This window comes from Winogradskyella aquimaris (assembly GCF_042676105.1).
GTDB classification, from domain to species: Bacteria; Bacteroidota; Bacteroidia; order Flavobacteriales; family Flavobacteriaceae; genus Winogradskyella; species Winogradskyella aquimaris.
Genome location: NZ_JBHTJQ010000004.1, coordinates 43541 through 62491, shown reverse-complemented (window position 1 = coordinate 62491; position 18951 = coordinate 43541). Strand labels below are relative to the sequence as shown.

Sequence of the window (18951 nt, the reverse complement as noted above, 5' to 3'; positions counted from 1 at the left end):
TGATGAGAATTAATAATATAAAACAGTTTGCTATTGCAATTTTAATCGCTTCAGTAGTATTTAATTGTAATAACGATGATGATAATATGGGCTCTCAGCCTATGGGACCTGATTTTTCAGGAACCTATGCACAACAAGACCAAATGGGACGACCAGCAGTAAATACGGTCTTTGTTTCTTCAGGTATGAAGGATGCTTTTAATACAACTATTCCGTCACAGCAGGGAGCAGCTTTTCAGACCATGTTTCAGAATAATTTAGAAGCATTGAGTCCTGCTTATGCAAACCCTGGCGATACTAATGCTTTAGGTCTAGATGCGGCTACTTTTACAGGTTTGCTAGCAACAGACGTTCTAAACGTTTCCTTGGACGGAACAACGACGTTTTTTGACGGTACTAATGTTTTAACTGGTAGAGCACTGGCCGATGATGTTATAACCGTTGAGCTGTTGCTCATCTTTGGAGGTGAGGATTTCTCTGAGAACCCAGGATTATCTAACGATAATGTAGATGCTAACGATAAAGCTTTTTTATCGTCTTTCCCTTATTTGGCCTCGCCTTGGTAAGATACAGAACCCAATTCCTGAAGTAGATTAAAGTCTACTTCAGGATTTTTTTTAAACACTAAAAAACACAAAACCATGATACTAAAAAAGACCTTTCCCCTCATACTATTATTGCTATTGTTTAACTGTGGAAAAGCTACGGTAACAAAGAGTGAAGATTATAGCACTTATTTAAATGAAGCAGTTGATAAATCTGCTCTTATAGCCGATACAGAAATTTGGACAAGTAAGCTTAATGCCAATCCAAACCAGTATCCCTACTTGATAAAACGAGCATCTGGGTATACTGCAATTTTTGACGCTACTGGTGATATTGATTTCTTGATTAAAGCTGAGAATGATCTTAAACATGCTATTGAAGTTACTAAAGGGAAAACCACATCATATTTAAGAAGTTTAGCTTCAAATTATATTTCCCAGCATCGTTTTAAAGAAGCCTTAGGTTTATTGCAACAGGCAGAAAAAAATGGTGATAAACTAAAAGGCACCGAAAAAATGCTATTTGATGTTCATTTGGAATTAGGAAATTATTTTGCTGCTAAATCGTATTTAAATAGTTTTAAAAACACATCCGATTTTGATTATTTAATCCGTTTAGCAAAATGGGAAGACCATAACGGTAATTTAGATCAAGCGATTATTCAAATGGAAAAGGCGAAAGCTATAGCAGAAGCCTCTAACCTAAAAAGTTTGAAACAATGGTCCTATACCAATCTAGGAGACTTTTATGGGCATGCTGGTGAAATAGAAAAATCCTACATGTATTACCTGAAAGCTTTAGAATTGGATTCAACAGATGCCCATGCCAAAAAGGGAATTGCATGGATAGCGTTTTCTTATGAAAATCATCCTAAAATTGCGTTGAAAATTTTAGAACAGATCTCTACATATTACAAAGCGCCAGATTATCTATTGCTTAAAGCTGAAATCGCAAATTATATGCAAAATAATAAATTAAAAGATGAAGCTATTGCGGACTATAATAAAATGGTTCGGAACAGTAATTATGGTGATATGTACAACGCCTATAATGTCTTATTATATGCAGAAAACATGATGTTACCTGAACATGCCCTTGAAATTGCAAAAATAGAGGTAGAGAATAGACCTACACCACAATCTTACGATTTATTAGCATGGAGTTATTTTAAAAAGGGAGACGTTGAAAAGGCAAACTCCATTATTGAAAACTATGTAGATGGTCAATCGTCAGAGCCAACCGTTTTATACCATATTGCTGAAATATATAAAGCAGCTGGGAAGACGGACTTAGTTTCAGATTTAAAAAATGAACTGGTAGCCAGTATTTATGAACTTGGACCAAATATGGCATCAAAAATAAACCAACTATAATGATGAGAAAACTATCCATGCTAATCGTTTTAGCGAGTTGTTTTGTATATGTTGCAAAAGCACAGTCAACTAGAGGTGTGGTGTCTAACCAGCTTAATCAACCCCTTGAAGCAGCTTATGTTTATAATATTAATTCAGAATCACATGCCCACACTTCAGAAAATGGTGTATTTGTTATCAATGACACCAAGGTAGGTGACTCATTAAGGGTTGGACTCTTAGGTTATGAAACTAAAATAGTTACCATTACAAATACCAAGAGTTTGAGTATCATTTTAGAAGAAAAAGTATTTCAGCTCGATGAGATGGTAATTAGAGAAGAGCTTAATCCAGTGAGTACAATTACGAGGTTAGATCTTAATGTAACACCAGTTAATTCCTCACAAGAAGTTTTAAGAAAAGTACCAGGATTATTTATTGGTCAACATGCCGGAGGAGGAAAAGCAGAACAAATCTTTCTTCGTGGTTTTGATGTAGATCACGGCACCGATGTGACCATTGGAGTAGATGGTATGCCTGTAAATATGGTTTCTCATGCTCATGGACAAGGCTATAGCGATTTACACTTTGTAATTCCCGAGACTGTAAACAAAATTGATTTTGGAAAAGGGGCATATTATGCTTCAGAAGGTGATTTTAATACTGCAGGCTATGTAAATTTTAAAACAAAAGATTTTATAGGTGAAAGTAGTGTGTCGTTGTCATTAGGCCAATTTAATACTTTGAGAACAGTTGGGTTATTTGATTTATTAGAAAATTCAAAAAGTCAAAATGCATATATCGCCATGGAATTTATAGGTACTGATGGCCCATTTGATTCTCCTCAAAATTTTAACCGACTGAATCTATTCGGAAAATACGTCATGTATTCCCCAGAAAATAATAGGGTAACACTATCGGCATCACACTTTACCAGCCGATGGGATGCTTCAGGGCAAATACCGCAGCGTGAAGTAGATAATGGTAATGTCACTCGTTTTGGAGCTATTGATGATACTGAAGGTGGCGAAACAGAGCGTACCAATATAAATGTAGCTTATGATAAATACATATCAGATCAGACAAAACTTAAAGCTAATGCCTTTTACTCTCATTATGCTTTCGAGCTCTATTCTAATTTTACATTCTTTTTAGAAGACCCATTGAACGGGGATCAAATAAAACAAAAGGAAGATCGACAGATTTTTGGTGTGAATGCCGCATTAAACCATTCTACTTACTTCGGAGATACAGAATTAAATTTAACTGCGGGTTTTGGATTAAGACATGACATTATCGATGATGTAGAATTGTCTAGAACATTAAATCGAACCACGACCTTAGAAACTATTCAATTAGGCGATATTAATCAGACCAACATGAATGCCTTTGTTAATGCCGATTTTGATTTTGGCAAATTTAGGGTTGCTCCAGCCTTACGTTTGGACTACTTTAAATTTATGTATAATGATGCGTTACAAACAAATTACGAGACGCAATCAGAAACAAAAGCCATAGTTAGTCCGAAGTTAAATTTTTACTATAATGCCAAGGATAACCTACAACTTTACTTAAAATCAGGATTAGGATTTCATTCTAATGATGCCAGAGTGGTAGTCGCTAACAGTGGAGAAGATATTTTACCGCGCTCTTATGGTATGGATTTAGGTACCGTTTGGAAACCATTTCCAAAACTAGTTGTTAATTCTGCGTTGTGGTATTTATTCTTAGAGCAAGAGTTTGTATATGTTGGGGATGCTGGTGTAGTGGAACCAAGTGGTAAAACCCGGCGTTATGGTTTGGATTTAGGCCTGAGATATCAGATTAACGATTGGTTGTTTTTAGATTCTGATGCGACTTACACAAATGCTCGAAGTATTGATGAACCGGAGGGTGAAGACTTCATACCACTGGCTCCAGACTTTACTTTTACAGGTGGGTTGTCAATTGACGATTTCAACGGTTTTTCTGGTGGTTTGCGCTTGAGGTATTTGGATGATAGACCAGCTAACGAAGATAATTCAATTGTTGCTGAAGGTTATTTTGTGACTGACTTTAACATCAATTACAGAATGAAAAATGTTACTCTTGGGCTAATGGTAGAAAATTTATTCGATGTGGATTGGAACGAAACTCAATTTGCTACAGAATCTCGTCTGCAAAATGAAGCAGAGTCGGTGGAAGAAATACATTTTACTCCAGGAACTCCTTTCTTTATAAGAGGTATAGTGACTTATAATTTTTAGGTTTCAACCCTTAATTTGTGGGGAAGCGAATTAAGTTTGGTTGATTGGTTGCTAACAAAAAGGGTTAGCTGAGGATTACAGTTGGCCTGTATCATAAGGGATTTTGATACGTTTTTGAGTTTTTTTGTTAGTGGAAACACCCACATTTTTGTGGGTGTTTTATTTTTATTTAAACGGATAAGATTACGTCTATCTTATAAAATTATGAAATAAGGGGTTCACTTTAGTGAACATTACCACCTTGTTACACACGGAATTTATATCTATTCTTAGATAAAAGAACTTAATTACTTGTTTCCCATCAAGGTAATCTGCTTTCCAAAGACAGCAGCTACACCAGCTGCCAAACCGCCTATAATACCTGTGACGAGCATTAAAAGATAAGGGTTTCCACTAAGGGGTAAAAGTACAGCAATACGTTTGGCCAACGTGTAATCATTACCACTACTTAGTATAAAACTGTAAACCGCCCAAAATATAAGAATCGCAAAAAAGGGTACAAAAAACACCGCTGCTCGTTTAAGAGGTATGAATAATGCCGTGGCTAAAGCTGCGGTCATTACTGACCACCATGGCATAACAAATGACAATAAAAATGCCAATAAAATCGTTGCGAAAAAGTTGGTGATAATTTTAGTCATTGTTAGTCGGTGTTAAAGTTTGTGTACCAATAATAGCTTCGGTAGCCTTATTGGATTGCATAAAATAAAGATGGTGATACTTCCCAGCAGCCCAATCGTCTATAAAATTATCATAGTATTTACTTCCAGGATTCCCGGATTGTCCACCAGGATAAATACCAATGGCTGTTGGTGGTGATGACATCTCAACAATCATTCTCCAGGATGGTCCATGATTTTCCGCTGTGGCGTTAACTATATTCCGATCTCCTCCAATAGGAATGTCAAAGCGTGAAAAGGCCGGTAAGGCTTGCAATAAGTGACCAGCATAAGTAGCTTTGTATTTTAGCCAGGTGTAGTCTCCTTTTTCTTCTCTAATTTCTATTAGTCGCTTTGCAGCCTCCTTAAATGCAATTAAAAATAAATCCTCTGCTGTTTCAGTTTTATCCTCTGTTTCTTTGATGTCCATGAACTTATGGTTACCGTGGTTTTTTAAGAGGTATATGGTTTGGTAAGTAAATGGTGCTGTTAGAGCTATGTCCTCAATATCAAATTCATCCCAAACTAAGTTGTACAGTTTACCATACCATTGTCTAAAAATACTTGGGCCAACCTCATTAATGTCGTTATTAAATGTCCATGCTTTTATTTCGTCATAAATTGCCATTTCTTCTTCCGATAGGGAAGAGGCATCCATGTGGGCAAGCATGTAAGGCACAATTTCAGCAGCTTTAAGATTGTAATTATTATTGTGTAAATCTTTAAAATCTTCAATATCAAATTTTTCTTTTGAATTAAAGTAATCATTTATCACTCTATTTCTGTAGGTCTCATAACCATCATTAAATACAAAATAAGGATAGTTTTCATCCACGGGATGCTGATTGGCTGAACTTACGAAACCGCGGTCAGGATTTTTGGTATGGGCATTAAACGGTTGAGGTATGTAGCTTTGCCAATCATTTTCGGGATTGCTACCATCCATTAAGAATTTACCCTGTCCTTCCCATTTATTAGGGAATTTACCTTGAATCCAAAGGGCAATGTCTCCCTCAGTTGAAGCAAAAACAAAGTTTTGTGCTGGTGCATTCCAATGTTTTAAAGCTTTTACATAATCATCATAGTTCTTAGCCTTGTTTAATTCTATAAATGTACGTTGATTATTACCTCCATCATGACCAATCCATCTCATGGCATAGCCAGCTAACTTGTTGTCTCCTCTAAAATTTTTATCAAATACCACGGGACCATGATGCGTGTACAATACCGAATCTTTATAATTTTTCTTGCCTTTTATTTTAATATCCTCTACTCTTACTTTAACATCTCTCCAGATGCCGTCATATCTGTATTTTGTGCGGTCTTTATTAAACTCTACTTTGTACCAATCAATCACATCCCTGGTAGCATTGGTTTCTCCCCAGGCAATATGTTCATTAAAGCCTGAAATAACACTTAATGCTCCAGGAATTGTGGCACCAAAAGCATTATGATGAGGTGTGCTAAGCTGCATGACAAACCAAATTGATGGTAGATTTAGACCTAAATGTGGATCATTTGCCAATATCGGATTTCCTGTCGCCGATTTAGCTCCAGATACCGCCCAGTTATTACTACCGTTGTCTGGATTGGGTTTTGATATGGTTTCTGAAATCGTGTCTAATATCGCCATACTTTCTGGTAAAGCGGTTTGTGGGACGTCTATGAAATCCCAATTGGTTTCCTTAGGAATTACAGGATCTGTAATGTCAAAAAAATCAGGAAAAAGAAAATCAAAATTTTCTTTTCCAAACAAGCGCAAAGCATTGGTGTACTCCAAATCCTCGTCTCCACCTGCCAACATTTTGGTCATATACATTAACAGTAATGCCGTTTTTTTAGGTGACCAAGCTTCTGGCTTATAGTCTAATAATTTATATTCCACAGGATAATCTTCGGACTTTAGTTGGTTGATGTAAGCATTAACACCATCCGCATAATCTTGGATATAACCCAAAGTCTCTTTATCGTTTTCCTCCATATATGCGATAGCTTGGTCTGCACCGTACCCCATACCTCTACGACGCTCTGTACGGTCGTAATCCAAAGCTTTTTCACCAATGATTTCAGACAAGCGTCCTGCCGCAGCGTAGGTTTGAAACTCTAATTGCCATAACCTGTGTTTCGCTGTTAAATAGCCTTGTGCTTTATAAAGATCACTTTCATTTTGTGCAAACACATGTGGAATCAATTGCTCATCATAATGGACAGTAACGATGTCTTTTAATCCTGGCAGGTTAATCTGGCCTGTAACAATTTCGTCAGTTTCATTTTGCCATATTCCTGAATAGGGATTCAAAAATTTACCGATGGGTGGTATAGAACCTAGTTTTGTATTGAGTATAAAAAAAAGCCCTATGGTTAGGACAAAGGAGACGATGAGTTTAGTGTATTTCATTAAGTCAAAAATTGGTGCTTTAAAAGTACCAAATATTATTCTAAAGTTATAGTGTCTATTAAAAGTTTGAAATCTTCAGCTTTCTTGTTTCCGATTAAAAATGCGATTTCTTCCATCTGATCTCCCTTAAAGTTAGGAATATCTATTCGGTATCCTCTAAATGATGCATACATGTCGGCAAAAGGAATTTTTACCGTCTGCCATTTACCAGTAGTTTCAAACTTGAAGATATAGGAATAGCGATTGTATCGGCTATCTTTAACCCTAAATTGATAGGTTTTACCATCTCCTTTAATACGAATCTTAAAGCAGGAATAGTTAGATGAATCTATAGTTTCAAAATCATAACGAATCGAAGAAAACCCTCCATTATTTTCTAATGAGATATGACCATAATATTCGCCATGGCCGTCTTCATTAATTTTGATATGACCATCAGATTGCCCACCCATGACAATATCGTCTAATATTTGCCAATTGTCTAAAGGATTATCCGTACTAAATTGATATAAGGTCAAAGGTTGTTGTATAAACATGAGGAAAAGAAATGGATACAGTTTTAACATTGCTTTTTTATTAAAGTTACAAAATGTTAAAATGATTGTTTTTAGAATTTAGAAAACTTTAATGCTTTAATCAACGGAGCACCAATTTTTTTACAATCTCCTTACCAATGGATTCGTTAAGCATTTTCACGATTTTCTCGTTACCGTAACTCAACTCTTCCCTCAGCACACTAGAGCTAAGTTGCACATAGAGCGTTTCATTTTTGAGTTCTATGGCAGTGGTATAGTTATTGACACCATTACCCATAAGGTTTGCCCAGGCTTCGCGCACATTGACTTTATTTAAACCAGTTTCTAAATTATTGGTCTGCACAAACTCTTTTAGAATGTCCTCAATAGATCGATTATCATTGTTGCGCTTTGCCATTAGTATTACATCATTTTTTAGTCAACATCTAATTGAATAGGTATATAACGTTTATATAAATATACGTCCTTATTTTCATTACGCACCTTTAAATGGGTTTCTGAAGCTTCTAGAACAGTTTCTTTCCATTTTGAATAAGGTGTGCTGTAATAAAGAACTAAATTATCATTTTCTAGTTTTGCTATTATTTTTTCGGCATCATCCGAAGTGAAATATGTGTCGTTGATACCTGGTTTTAGTTTCTTTCTAAATCCTTGTAGACTGTCATTGACATTTATGTAATCTATCGTTTCGTTAAATTGGTATTGCTTTTTAGTTCCATTACTTAATGTTACTTCCTCTATTTCCCAATAGCCGTTAAGGTGTTCTAAATAATGCTCAGGATTATTGGAACAACTAACCATTAGTAGTAAGGTTATAAAAAGCAATTTTCTCATAGTTTATATAGCTTGTAAGATTGATGGATTTGTTTAACAATGGTTTCCGTGCGGTCAGCATGGGTATCACTGATAAAAATTTGACCAAAATGATCATCATCCACTAGGCTAACAATTTGTGCAACACGGTTTTCATCCAATTTATCAAAGATATCATCTAAAAGTAAAATAGGAGAGACACCACTTTGTTTTTTAATAAAATCGAACTGTGCCAATTTAAGAGCAATTAAAAATGATTTTTGTTGCCCTTGACTACCAAATTTTTTTATTGGAAACTCATCAATGGTAAAGACTAGATCATCTTTGTGAGAACCAACACTAGTGTATTGTAAGGCCTTGTCCTTGTTGAGGTTGCTTTTTAATAATGAAAGCAAATTACCATCAAACAAATCGCTTTTGTATTTTAGGTCTATGGCTTCTTTGCTCTGACTAATAGCTTCGTATCTATCCTTAAAAATAGGAATGAAAATTTTTAAAAAAGCATTCCGTTTTTCAAAAATTTCTGTACCATAAGTATTTAGCTGTTCGTTGTAAATCGCTAAAGTATCTGCATTAAAGGTATTGTTGAGGGCAAAGAACTTTAACAAGGCATTACGTTGCGACAATATTTTATTGTAGGCAATAAGAGCCGTTAAATAAGGTTTATCACTTTGTGAAATCACACTATCTATAAATTTACGTCGCGTATCACTACCCTCAATAATTAAATCCCTATCGGCAGGTGATATAATAACCAACGGAATAAAGCCTACATGATCACTAAACTTGTCATAGGCCTTACCATTTCGTTTTATGATTTTTTTCTGCCCCTTTTTGAGAGACACAATAATTTTTTCTTTTCGTTCGTTTTTAGTGAAATGGCCATCCACAACAAAGAAGTCGCTTCCGTGCTTTATATTCTGCAGAGCGATAGGGTTAAAATAGCTTTTACCATATGCTAAATGGTATATGGCATCTAGGGCATTTGTTTTTCCTACTCCGTTGGCACCGACGAAACAATTTATTTTACTGTCAAAATCAAAAACCTGGCTTTCAAAATTCTTGTAATTTACTAAAGAGAGGGTATTTAGTATCATAAAAAATAGATGTCCTTTGCTTGAATCTAGTAGCTTTATAATGTAATGAATATTCTCGCAAATTATTGAAAAATAACAAATAATTTGGCTTTTAAATCCCAATAAAAATTTTATTTTTGCGCACGCATTAATAGACAAGATATGGCAACGTACAAGAAAAGAGGCTATAAACCAAAAACCAAAAAAGAAAAGGAAGAAGTTGTAGAAGAAAACTCAACAACAGCAGAGGTATTTAATACCTTAGATGAGGGTGCTTCGAAAACAGAAGAGTGGTTTATTAAAAATCAAAACTACATAGTTGGTTTTATTGCAGTTGCAGCTGTTTTAGTATTAGGTTATTTAGGGTATAACAAATATGTGGCAGAACCTCAGGAAAAAGAGGCCATGAACGAGATGTATACCGCAAAGAAATATTTTGAAGATGCTGCAAATGGCATTTCTTCAGATTCATTGTATACCATGGCGCTAAATGGCGGTGAAGGAAAATATGGTATGTTAGATATTATTAATGAATACAGCGGAACACCTGCTGCCAATTTGGCTAATTATTATGCAGGTATGGCCTATTTAAATCTAAAGGACTATCAAAATGCCATTGAACACTTAAGCGATTTTTCTAGTGACGATAAAATGTTAGGTCCTATAGCTAAGGGTGGGATTGGAGATGCTTTTGTTCAGCTAGAGCAATTGCCTGAAGCACTTGAATATTACGAAAAAGCGTTTAAAGCTAATATCAATGATTATACCACACCAATGTATTTGTTGAAGGCGGCGAGAGTTGCTATAGATTTAGATCAAAACCAAAAAGCGTTAGATTATCTAAATAGAATTGAGACTGAATTTGACAGTTCTACAGAAGCAGATCAAGTTGATGTTTTAATTGGTATGGCTCAGGCTAAACTTTAAGAATGGCAACTGAAAATCACAATTTATCACATTACGATAAAGCAACAATCCCAAACGCGAAAGACTTTCGGTTTGGGATTGTTGTTTCAGAGTGGAATAACAATATTACAGAAGGGCTCTGGCAAGGTGCTTTTGACGCCTTGACAGATTGTGGTGCACTGAAAGAAAATATAGTGCGTTGGAATGTGCCAGGAACATTTGAATTGACCTATGGGGCCGCACGACTATCTAAAAGCATCTATGCTCAATCAGGTATGCTAGACGCCATCATTGTGATTGGCTGTGTTATTCGAGGTGAAACAAAGCACTTCGATTTTGTTTGTGAAGGGGTTACTCAAGGCATTAAAGATCTTAATTTATCAGGAGATATACCTGTTATTTTTTGTGTGTTGACAGATAATAATATGCAGCAATCTATTGATCGTTCTGGCGGTAAGCACGGAAATAAGGGTACCGAAGCTGCCATAGCTGCCATAAAAATGGCGGCCCTAAGAAGAGATACCAAATAAATGAGGGGTCGCTAACCAGGACAAACGCTTGTTTGTGCCTCATTTTTTAAATTTCAAACAGATAGTAAGGCGCTAAGGTCTTGCTTCCAAGTTCAAAGTGGCATCTTTTTTGTTGATAATTTTAAGGAATCATTAGGCAATATTTCCTTGTATTTTAAGTACTTTTGAGACTATCAAGCGTTTAATTTACAAGCCAACTTGTTTAATCAAAGAAAAAATAAGCGGTTCAATTATAAACCACGTTTTCAGGATTCTACGACCGATAACCATCGGAATGAGTCGAAAGACGACTTGGGGCGCAAGTGGAATGAATTGAAAGGGAATACCAAGCGAAAATCAAATAAATTGTTTTCCTTACCCTCTTTAATCATTATGCTTATTGCACTTTTTATTTTAATGTATGTCTTAGAAGGATATATAAAATAGTGATATTATGGGATTAATGAAATTGAAAAAGAATCGAAAATATAATTATAAGCCTAGATTTTACAAAGGGGATGGTAGTCCATACGAAGTAAAACACAAGTTTGATGACTACCGAAAAACGGTAAACCCACCAAAAGGGATTAAGGGAAAATGGAATGCTGCCCTAGACGAATACCAAAATGATAGAGATGAACGTGTAAACAAACGTGTTTTTATCATCGCAGGTATCTTGATCCTTTTGTTTTTGTTATTCATAGGATTCGATTTATCTATCTTCTTCCCACAAAGCTAATGACAGATATCATTCAACTTTTACCAGACCATGTTGCCAACCAAATTGCAGCTGGTGAGGTGGTGCAGCGTCCTGCCTCAGTAGTCAAGGAACTCCTCGAAAATGCCATTGATGCTGGTGCAGATGAAATTAAGCTTGTGATAAAAGATGCTGGTAAAACCTTGGTTCAAGTTATCGATAATGGTAAGGGCATGAGTGTTACCGACGCGCGTTTGAGTTTTGAGCGTCATGCAACTTCCAAAATAAAAACAGCAGAAGATTTATTCCAACTCAACACAAAAGGATTTAGAGGCGAAGCCTTGGCAAGTATTGCTGCCATTGCCCATGTGGACTTAAAAACCAAAAGACCTGTTGATGAGCTAGGTACAGCCATAGAAATAGAAGGCAGTACGGTAAAATCACAAGACATTGCGGTCACACCGACTGGTACTTCAGTAGCCGTTAAGAATTTGTTTTTTAATATTCCAGCAAGACGTAATTTCCTAAAGTCAGACACCGTAGAGTTAAGACATATCACAGACGAATTTCATCGTGTTGCCTTAGCACATCCCAATATTGCTTTTGCATTTTATCATAATGGAAGTGAACTTTTTAACCTTCCTAAAGAAAATTACAGGCAACGTGTTGTGCATATTTTTGGAAATAAAACCAATGAAAAATTGGTGCCTGTTGAAGAAGAGACAGAAGTATTAAAGATTTCAGGATTTGTAGGTAAGCCAGAATACTCAAAAAAAACACGTTCAGAGCAGTTCTTTTTTGTAAATCAACGTTTTATAAAAAGCCCCTATTTAAACCATGCTATCAGTGCAGCGTTTGAAGGCTTGTTAAAAGATGGTTACCATCCGAGTTATTTTTTAAATCTTAGTGTAGATCCAAAGACCATAGATATAAATATTCATCCTACCAAAACCGAAATTAAGTTTGATGATGAACATACCTTGTATGCTATTTTAAGGTCCGCAGTAAAACATAGTTTAGGGCAATTTAATATAGCACCTGTTTTAGATTTTGAACAACAAAGTGACTTTAATACACCTTACAGTTACAAGAATAAGGCTGGAAAAACACCAACAATTGAGGTTGACCAAAGTTTTAATCCATTTGCAGACGATTCTGGGTCATCTAAATCTGTTGATAGCAGAACAAATTATAAATCGCCACCGACTGCTAATTGGGAAAGTTTGTACGTAGGTTTAGAGTCTAAAAGTAATAATGGACAAAGAGATGAGGTGGATTTTAATTTTGAACAAGATCATAACACTGAAACCATTTTTAGTGATACCTCAGTTGAAACCAGTAAGACCACCTTTCAGCTCCAACAAAAATATATTGTTAGTACCCTAAAATCGGGTATGTTAATTATAGACCAAAATCGTGCACATCAACGGGTGTTGTATGAGAATTTTTTAAAACATATGACCATTAAAGAGGCAACAAGTCAGCAACTCTTATTTCCGTTAGAATTAGGTTTTACACCCAATGAACTTAAAATTATAATGGATTTACGGGAAGATTTAGAGCATACAGGATTTGTGTTTTCAAACGTTACAAAGGAAACGCTTACAGTTACAGGTGTTCCTGTTGGAGTGCCAGAAAGTGAGGTTTCTATAATATTAGAGCAGTTAATTAGCGATGTTGAGCATGATGTACCGGATGCTAATTTTAGTGCAGCGGATTTATTAGCCAAATCTATGGCTAAAAGTTTGGCCATTAAAAACGGACAAACTTTAAAGAATACAGAACAAGAGCATTTGGTAAACAGTTTATTTGCCTGCAAGGAACCTAATGTATCACCAACCAACAGACCAACATTTATAACCATGTCTACTGATGACATTGAAAAGAAATTTGTATAGCATATGAGAATAGGAATAACAGATGCAGTTAAACACCTCATTATTATTAATGTAATAATGTTCATTGGAACAATAACCATTGGTGGAGGCCAACTGTTTAACACCTTATTTACAATGTATTTCCCAACCAACGATTTGTTCCAGCCTTGGCAAGTACTTACTCATATGTTTATGCATGGAGGGCCAACACACCTACTTTTTAATATGTTTGCACTTTGGATGTTTGGCACACCCGTAGAGCAAAGGTTAGGAACAAAGAAGTTTCTTTTTATATATTTCTCTGCAGGATTTGGGGCGCTACTTTTTCAATTAGGGTATTACTATTTTGATTTTATACCTGCTATGCAAACAGTTTCTGAATTAGGATTGGATAAAACGCTTATAAACCAAATTATAAATATAGATGCCTTAGATGGCAATTATATAAGAGGTGAAATCTTAAAACAAAAGATGATTCCATTGCTTAATGAGTACAGTTATACTACGAATATTAATGAACAGCAGTTTAAAGCACTTTTTGATTTAAATGTAATTAATAGAAGTGCTATGGTTGGTGCTTCAGGATGTATAATGGGAATTTTGGCAGCATTTGGAATGATGAATCCTAATGCTAAATTGATGCTGATTTTTTTACCAATACCAATTAAAGCTAAATATTTTATACCTGGTTTGATTATATTGGATGTCATTTCAGCATTTACAGGTCAGTCTTTCTTCAGTCCTAGTAATACTGCATATATGGCTCATGTTGGTGGTGCTATTATTGGTTTTCTCATTATGTGGTATTGGAAAAAAAATAGTATGGATAAATACCGTTGGAATTAGGAATGACAACCATTGAAAGTTTAAAATATCGTTACAACAACCTTGATGTTTTTGGTAAAATTATTACCATAAATGCGGTTGTATTTATCATAGACGTTATCCTGACAAGTCTTTTTAGACTTAACGTGGTAAAATACTTTGTCTTGCCTGCTAATTTTGGTGATTTTATCACTCAACCATGGTCCATTTTAACGTATGGGTTTCTGCATAGTGGTTTTTTTCATTTATTGTTTAATATGCTGTTTTTGTTCTACCTATCTCGCGTAGCATCCAACCTTTTTAGAACCAAAATGGTGTTAAATATCTATCTTCTTGGTATTCTTGCTGGTGGTATGGCATATTTGGGGGTTTCAAATATAGATCCGACTAATTTTTTTGGAACCAAAAATGGTATAATGGTCGGTGCCTCTGCAGGTGTAAGTGCGTTATTAATGTTCGTTGCTGTTTATATGCCAAATTCTGAGATTAGATTATTCAATACGTTCAATGTCAGATGGATGCATATCGCGATTTTCTTTGTGGCCATGGATGTGTTTCGATTGTTGCTTGGGATTAATCAAGGTGGCTACGTTGCGCATGTTGGTGGCTATATTTTAGGCTATTACTACGCCAAACAACTTGTTAAAGGTAAGGATATTGGACTTGGATTTGAGCGTATGATGGATTCCTTTGCAAGTTGGTTTAAACCAAAATCTAATTTAAAAACCGTGCATAGATCTAAACGATCGGCCAGTAAAAGAGCATCAAAATCCAAATCTTCAGAGAAAAACGATAAGCAAAAAAAGATTGACGCCATTTTAGACAAAATAAGTAAAAGTGGCTATGAGAGTTTAACATCAGAAGAAAAAGCTTTTCTTTTTGATGCCAGTAAAGACAACTAAGGGACATGAAAAAGTTAAGCTTATTTAATAAATTTATTTTTGTTGTCAATTCCCTTGCCGCATTTTTTTTATTGATTTCTTACTTATTGCCTTATGTTCCCCCTAAAAGTTTTGCCACCTTATCCGTATTAAGTTTAGGTGTACCTCTTTTAATTTTACTGAATATTGTATTTTTTCTCTATTGGTTATTACAATTAAAAAAACAGATGCTATTATCTTTAGTAGTGCTAGTTTTGGGTTGGAACTATTTAGGGGCACTTTATAAATTTTCATCTTCAGAACCTATTGAAGAATCTGGAAATGTTTCAGTTATGTCTTTCAATGTGAGGTTATTCAATAAATATAATTGGAAACCAAACAAAACTACCAGAGAAGATATATTGGATTTTTTCCATAAGGAATCGCCAGATATTATTTGCATTCAAGAATACACCAGAGGTACACCAATCAATCTAGAAGGCTATACCGATTATAATGGTCGATACACCAAAAATGCTAAAGGTGGTCACACTATTTTTACAAAGTTTCCGATAGTAAATTCAGGATCTTTAGAGTTTACCAACACAGACAATAATGCCATTTTTGTAGATATTGTTAAAGACAAGGATACGGTTAGAATCTATAATGTGCACTTGCAATCGGCAAAAATTAATACGGAGATGGACTATTTAAATAGTCAATATTCGCGAGATGTATTTTTAGAGCGTGTAAAAGCAGCATTTAAAGCTCAGCAATCACAGGTTGAACTGTTTTTAGAGCATAAATCCAAATGTCCTTATAAAATTATTGTTGCTGGCGATTTTAATAATACAGCATATTCATATAGTTATAAGGAAATTTTAGGGGATGATTTAAAGGATGCCTTTGAGAAAGCTGGACACGGTTTTGGTAAATCCTTCGACTTTAAGTTTTTTCCGCTACGAATCGATTTTGTTTTAGCAGATAAACGTTTAAAGATTAATGGTTTTAAAACCTATAATGATATAAGTCTATCCGATCATTTTCCTATTAAAGCCACCTTGAATTTAAATCAATAAACAATCTGCACCATCTGAGAATATATGGGCTAAGAGTCCCACCGCGAAAACTCGAGTTGTTTTTGGAACTAGCATAAAGGCATACACTGTAATTGCAAAATAACTGTGAAGCGGATGAAAATTAATACTACAGCGCTTAGAATCAAAAATTGGATTGGCCAATAGGTGATCTAAATCTATAAGAAAGGCAGCAAGCATTATCAAATACATTTTTAACCAGTGCTTTCTAAAGCAAATAAGAGCAATTACTAATGGTAAACCAAAATGAAGACCGTAATGGACGCTAAATCTTAGCATAATTCTAAGTTTTGACGCATTAAATATAATTCTGCATTGGGTCCTTCATTAAAGAGTAGATCCAAAATGCTCAGGTTTGATATAAATCCATGCTTTTCAGAAAAAACTTGCGTGTAATACTCCAAATTTTTAGCTTCAAAATTTCGATGTACCAATGATCTGCAGTCTTTTTTGGATTTGGGTTCTTTTTCAAAATGTGTTGTTTTAGATATCGATATGTCCATCTGGAGACTATCAACCAGAATTTCAATACATTTTAAGTTTAAATCGAGGATATAGTCAAACTGGGTTTGAAAAAGCGGCATTAAATCATCTATATAAAATTCAAAAAATGGAGACATGCTATAAGCCGACTCTAGCGACTTTAGATGTTGTAATTGCCAATTATCTTCATTAGCAATTTTAACATCCTTATATAACTGTCGGTTCTTTTGAGAATACCGTACCGGTACTGTAAGGGCTAGTTTGCCATTAGCACCATAAATTTCCGTACGATTTCTATACGATTGTTTTTGATAATTGTCACAAAACTCCAAATAAACCGTATCCGAATTTATCGCAGCTACGAAGTGTGCTACGTTTGGAAAGTATGTTGGATGCAAAAGACAATCCATACGAGTGGACTTTAAGATGTTGAAGCCTTCTTTTTCTTACGCCACTTAGTAAAACCATAAATACCTAAAACCACCACTAAAAATGGAATCAAATAAGAGGTGCGTTCTCCAGATCCACTCACTGTTGTGAAAACTCTATCCCAACGGAACTTCCAGTTTTTCATACCATCCATTAAACCATCTATACTCATCCAAATAAAAACGGGCTTACCAAAAATGTGATTATAGGGTACAAAACCCCAATATCTGCTGTCGATAGAGTTGTTTCGGTTGTCTCCCATCATCCAATAATAATCTTGTTTAAAGGTATAAGAGGTAGCTGGCTCATCGTTAATAAAAATCTGATCACCTCTGGTTACAACTTTATTGCCTTCATATTCACCGATAGCACGTTTGTATAATGCAATATTCTCAGGGTTCAATGATACAGTTGCGCCAGCTTTCGGAATCCAAATAGGACCAAAGAAATCTGTGTTCCAATCGTTGTGATATGCATCTCTAGGAAAAACATTTCCAGAAATGCCCCTTTCTTGAGTAAGTCGTTCTACACTTGCAACATTAGGCTGGATTCTTAGCTTGTTAACGGCTTCATCTGATGCGGCGTAAATTATAAATGAGCCGTCTTCAGGATTATAGCGAAACCCATCATCAATATCGGCTTTATCTAACATATTATAAAACAGATGTTCTTCACCCGCTGTAGAAATTGACTTCTTTAGCGTCAATTTATAAGTAAACTGTAAATGTGATCTTGGAGGTAATACATTCTGTTTCCCATTTATATACACGTAACCTTCTCTTATTTCTAAAGTGTCGCCTGGTACACCAACGCAGCGTTTGACCAGATTGGTTTTTTTATCTATGGGTTTATAGTAGTTACGGTCCGGATTAAAGTCGTTCATGTCTAGCAGCGTGTCTGCAGGCTGATTAAAAACAACGATATCGTTACGCTCTACATTTTCAAAACCGGGAAGTCTAAAATAGGGTAATTGCAGTTTGTTTTTCCATGATGTTTTTCGAGCTTCAAAATTATCATCAAATAAATACGATTTAATACCTAATTTAGGAATGGTATCATGAACCATAGGTGCTGCTACAGTAGTCATAGGGCCTCTTGCGCCATAATGAATTTTACTCACAATAAGAAAATCTCCCACTAAAAGTGACTTTTCTAAAGAGGATGAAGGAATTACAAACGGTTGAAAAAAGTATGTATGTACAATTGTTGCTGCCACAATAGCAAATAGGATAGAGGTGATCCATTCGCCCGCTGTGGTTTTTGGTTTAAGTTGCCTGTTTTCTATAAACTTTACATCCTCAACATAGTTTAAATAATAGAGGTAAAACCCAAGGGTTACGATACAGATTAATGCATCTAACTTAGTGTCCTTACCAAATGCTCTTGCTGTTTCTACCCATGCAGCAGGAATCATAATAAGGTTAACAATAGGCAAAAACATGAGAATTACCCACCACCATGGACGCGTTATTATCTTCATTAAAATGACTGCATTGTAAACTGGTACAAAAGCTTCCCAGGCTTTGCGACCTGCCTTAACATATAGTTTCCATGTGCCTAAGCCATGAATTAGTTGTATAATCAATAAAAAAATAAACCACTCTGTCCAAGTCATGATGCTATGTTTAGTCTAGTAGGTTGA

Annotated in this window: 19 protein-coding genes; 10 read left to right on the top strand and 9 right to left on the bottom strand. The window is 35.3% G+C overall.

The annotated features are described in order from the left end of the window. Positions 1 to 2 precede the first annotated feature (2 nt). The 3 genes from ACFQ1K_RS04755 (at position 3) to ACFQ1K_RS04745 (ending at position 4144) form a co-directional block, all read left to right on the top strand. Complete coding sequence (locus ACFQ1K_RS04755; protein ID WP_320556539.1) at positions 3 to 566, top strand: DUF4331 family protein; 564 nt, start codon at positions 3 to 5, stop codon at positions 564 to 566. Between the two features lie 75 nt (positions 567 to 641). Further along, a complete protein-coding gene (locus tag ACFQ1K_RS04750) occupies positions 642 to 1919 on the top strand; it encodes a tetratricopeptide repeat protein (RefSeq protein ID WP_320556473.1) in 1278 nt (425 codons plus the stop codon). Beyond that, complete coding sequence (locus tag ACFQ1K_RS04745) at positions 1919 to 4144, top strand: TonB-dependent receptor (protein ID WP_320556474.1); 2226 nt, start codon at positions 1919 to 1921, stop codon at positions 4142 to 4144. Before ACFQ1K_RS04750 ends, ACFQ1K_RS04745 begins: the two co-directional genes overlap by 1 nt. A gap of 287 nt (positions 4145 to 4431) precedes the next feature. Here ACFQ1K_RS04745 and ACFQ1K_RS04740 read toward each other — a convergent pair whose 3' ends face one another. The 6 genes from ACFQ1K_RS04740 to recF form a co-directional block, all read right to left on the bottom strand. After that, positions 4432 to 4785, bottom strand: a complete 354-nt coding sequence (locus ACFQ1K_RS04740; protein ID WP_320556475.1) for a hypothetical protein — start codon at positions 4783 to 4785, stop codon at positions 4432 to 4434. Beyond that, positions 4778 to 7201, bottom strand: coding sequence for a penicillin acylase family protein (locus ACFQ1K_RS04735; RefSeq protein ID WP_320556476.1), 2424 nt, complete (start codon positions 7199 to 7201; stop codon positions 4778 to 4780). The genes ACFQ1K_RS04740 and ACFQ1K_RS04735 overlap by 8 nt, the downstream gene beginning before the upstream one ends. Before the next feature lie 35 nt (positions 7202 to 7236). Next, positions 7237 to 7737, bottom strand: a complete 501-nt coding sequence (locus ACFQ1K_RS04730) for a CIA30 family protein (protein ID WP_320556477.1) — start codon at positions 7735 to 7737, stop codon at positions 7237 to 7239. 100 nt (positions 7738 to 7837) lie between these two features. After that, on the bottom strand, positions 7838 to 8134 hold the full coding sequence (locus ACFQ1K_RS04725) for a DUF721 domain-containing protein (RefSeq protein ID WP_320556478.1): 297 nt from the start codon (positions 8132 to 8134) through the stop codon (positions 7838 to 7840). A gap of 17 nt (positions 8135 to 8151) precedes the next feature. Then, positions 8152 to 8571: a hypothetical protein gene (locus tag ACFQ1K_RS04720; RefSeq protein WP_320556479.1), complete on the bottom strand. Its 420-nt coding sequence runs from the start codon at positions 8569 to 8571 to the stop codon at positions 8152 to 8154. Continuing rightward, complete coding sequence (gene recF / locus ACFQ1K_RS04715) at positions 8568 to 9647, bottom strand: DNA replication/repair protein RecF (RefSeq protein WP_320556480.1); 1080 nt, start codon at positions 9645 to 9647, stop codon at positions 8568 to 8570. The genes ACFQ1K_RS04720 and recF overlap by 4 nt, the downstream gene beginning before the upstream one ends. 141 nt (positions 9648 to 9788) lie before the next feature. Between recF and ACFQ1K_RS04710 the strand changes: the two genes are divergently transcribed. From ACFQ1K_RS04710 to ACFQ1K_RS04680, 7 genes are all read left to right on the top strand, one after another. Beyond that, a complete protein-coding gene (locus ACFQ1K_RS04710) occupies positions 9789 to 10553 on the top strand; it encodes a tetratricopeptide repeat protein (RefSeq protein ID WP_320556481.1) in 765 nt (254 codons plus the stop codon). Between the two features lie 2 nt (positions 10554 to 10555). Continuing rightward, positions 10556 to 11062 carry a 6,7-dimethyl-8-ribityllumazine synthase gene (gene ribH / locus ACFQ1K_RS04705; RefSeq protein ID WP_320556482.1) on the top strand — a complete coding sequence of 169 codons (507 nt, stop codon included), beginning with the start codon at positions 10556 to 10558 and terminating at the stop codon, positions 11060 to 11062. 433 nt (positions 11063 to 11495) lie between these two features. Further along, positions 11496 to 11780, top strand: a complete 285-nt coding sequence (locus tag ACFQ1K_RS04700) for a riboflavin synthase subunit beta (RefSeq protein WP_320556483.1) — start codon at positions 11496 to 11498, stop codon at positions 11778 to 11780. Next, positions 11780 to 13636 (top strand): DNA mismatch repair endonuclease MutL, encoded by a 1857-nt coding sequence (gene mutL, locus ACFQ1K_RS04695; RefSeq protein ID WP_320556484.1) that lies wholly within the window; start codon positions 11780 to 11782, stop codon positions 13634 to 13636. Before ACFQ1K_RS04700 ends, mutL begins: the two co-directional genes overlap by 1 nt. 3 nt (positions 13637 to 13639) lie before the next feature. Further along, on the top strand, positions 13640 to 14461 hold the full coding sequence (locus tag ACFQ1K_RS04690) for a rhomboid family intramembrane serine protease (protein WP_320556485.1): 822 nt from the start codon (positions 13640 to 13642) through the stop codon (positions 14459 to 14461). 2 nt (positions 14462 to 14463) lie between these two features. Continuing rightward, a complete protein-coding gene (locus ACFQ1K_RS04685; protein WP_320556486.1) occupies positions 14464 to 15342 on the top strand; it encodes a rhomboid family intramembrane serine protease in 879 nt (292 codons plus the stop codon). Positions 15343 to 15548: 206 nt separating this feature from the next. Then, the gene (locus ACFQ1K_RS04680) at positions 15549 to 16379 is read left to right on the top strand and encodes an endonuclease/exonuclease/phosphatase family protein (protein ID WP_320556487.1); all 831 of its coding nucleotides are present in this window, start codon (positions 15549 to 15551) and stop codon (positions 16377 to 16379) included. Here the strand turns inward: ACFQ1K_RS04680 and ACFQ1K_RS04675 are convergent. From ACFQ1K_RS04675 to lepB, 3 genes are read right to left on the bottom strand one after another with little or no spacing between them, the layout of a single operon-like run. Then, positions 16368 to 16676 (bottom strand): DUF6122 family protein, encoded by a 309-nt coding sequence (locus ACFQ1K_RS04675; RefSeq protein WP_320556488.1) that lies wholly within the window; start codon positions 16674 to 16676, stop codon positions 16368 to 16370. The genes ACFQ1K_RS04680 and ACFQ1K_RS04675 overlap by 12 nt on opposite strands. After that, entirely contained in the window at positions 16670 to 17290 is a 621-nt protein-coding gene (locus tag ACFQ1K_RS04670; RefSeq protein WP_320556489.1) for a WbqC family protein, read from the bottom strand. Before ACFQ1K_RS04670 ends, ACFQ1K_RS04675 begins: the two co-directional genes overlap by 7 nt. Before the next feature lie 11 nt (positions 17291 to 17301). Further along, complete coding sequence (lepB, locus tag ACFQ1K_RS04665; RefSeq protein ID WP_320556490.1) at positions 17302 to 18924, bottom strand: signal peptidase I; 1623 nt, start codon at positions 18922 to 18924, stop codon at positions 17302 to 17304. Between the last annotated feature and the right edge of the window lie 27 nt (positions 18925 to 18951).

Coding starts and splice junctions, on each gene's coding strand:
- lepB (WP_320556490.1), bottom strand. CDS start 18,924: ATGACTTGGACAGAGTGGTTTATTTTTTTATTGATTATACAACTAATT.
- ACFQ1K_RS04680 (WP_320556487.1), top strand. CDS start 15,549: ATGCTATTATCTTTAGTAGTGCTAGTTTTGGGTTGGAACTATTTAGGG.
- ACFQ1K_RS04670 (WP_320556489.1), bottom strand. CDS start 17,290: ATGGATTGTCTTTTGCATCCAACATACTTTCCAAACGTAGCACACTTC.
- ACFQ1K_RS04725 (WP_320556478.1), bottom strand. CDS start 8,134: ATGGCAAAGCGCAACAATGATAATCGATCTATTGAGGACATTCTAAAA.
- ACFQ1K_RS04755 (WP_320556539.1), top strand. CDS start 3: ATGAGAATTAATAATATAAAACAGTTTGCTATTGCAATTTTAATCGCT.
- ACFQ1K_RS04745 (WP_320556474.1), top strand. CDS start 1,919: ATGATGAGAAAACTATCCATGCTAATCGTTTTAGCGAGTTGTTTTGTA.
- ACFQ1K_RS04730 (WP_320556477.1), bottom strand. CDS start 7,737: ATGTTTATACAACAACCTTTGACCTTATATCAATTTAGTACGGATAAT.
- ACFQ1K_RS04720 (WP_320556479.1), bottom strand. CDS start 8,571: ATGAGAAAATTGCTTTTTATAACCTTACTACTAATGGTTAGTTGTTCC.
- ACFQ1K_RS04690 (WP_320556485.1), top strand. CDS start 13,640: ATGAGAATAGGAATAACAGATGCAGTTAAACACCTCATTATTATTAAT.
- ACFQ1K_RS04700 (WP_320556483.1), top strand. CDS start 11,496: ATGGGATTAATGAAATTGAAAAAGAATCGAAAATATAATTATAAGCCT.
- recF (WP_320556480.1), bottom strand. CDS start 9,647: ATGATACTAAATACCCTCTCTTTAGTAAATTACAAGAATTTTGAAAGC.
- ribH (WP_320556482.1), top strand. CDS start 10,556: ATGGCAACTGAAAATCACAATTTATCACATTACGATAAAGCAACAATC.
- ACFQ1K_RS04685 (WP_320556486.1), top strand. CDS start 14,464: ATGACAACCATTGAAAGTTTAAAATATCGTTACAACAACCTTGATGTT.
- ACFQ1K_RS04750 (WP_320556473.1), top strand. CDS start 642: ATGATACTAAAAAAGACCTTTCCCCTCATACTATTATTGCTATTGTTT.
- ACFQ1K_RS04740 (WP_320556475.1), bottom strand. CDS start 4,785: ATGACTAAAATTATCACCAACTTTTTCGCAACGATTTTATTGGCATTT.
- ACFQ1K_RS04710 (WP_320556481.1), top strand. CDS start 9,789: ATGGCAACGTACAAGAAAAGAGGCTATAAACCAAAAACCAAAAAAGAA.
- ACFQ1K_RS04675 (WP_320556488.1), bottom strand. CDS start 16,676: ATGCTAAGATTTAGCGTCCATTACGGTCTTCATTTTGGTTTACCATTA.
- ACFQ1K_RS04735 (WP_320556476.1), bottom strand. CDS start 7,201: ATGAAATACACTAAACTCATCGTCTCCTTTGTCCTAACCATAGGGCTT.
- mutL (WP_320556484.1), top strand. CDS start 11,780: ATGACAGATATCATTCAACTTTTACCAGACCATGTTGCCAACCAAATT.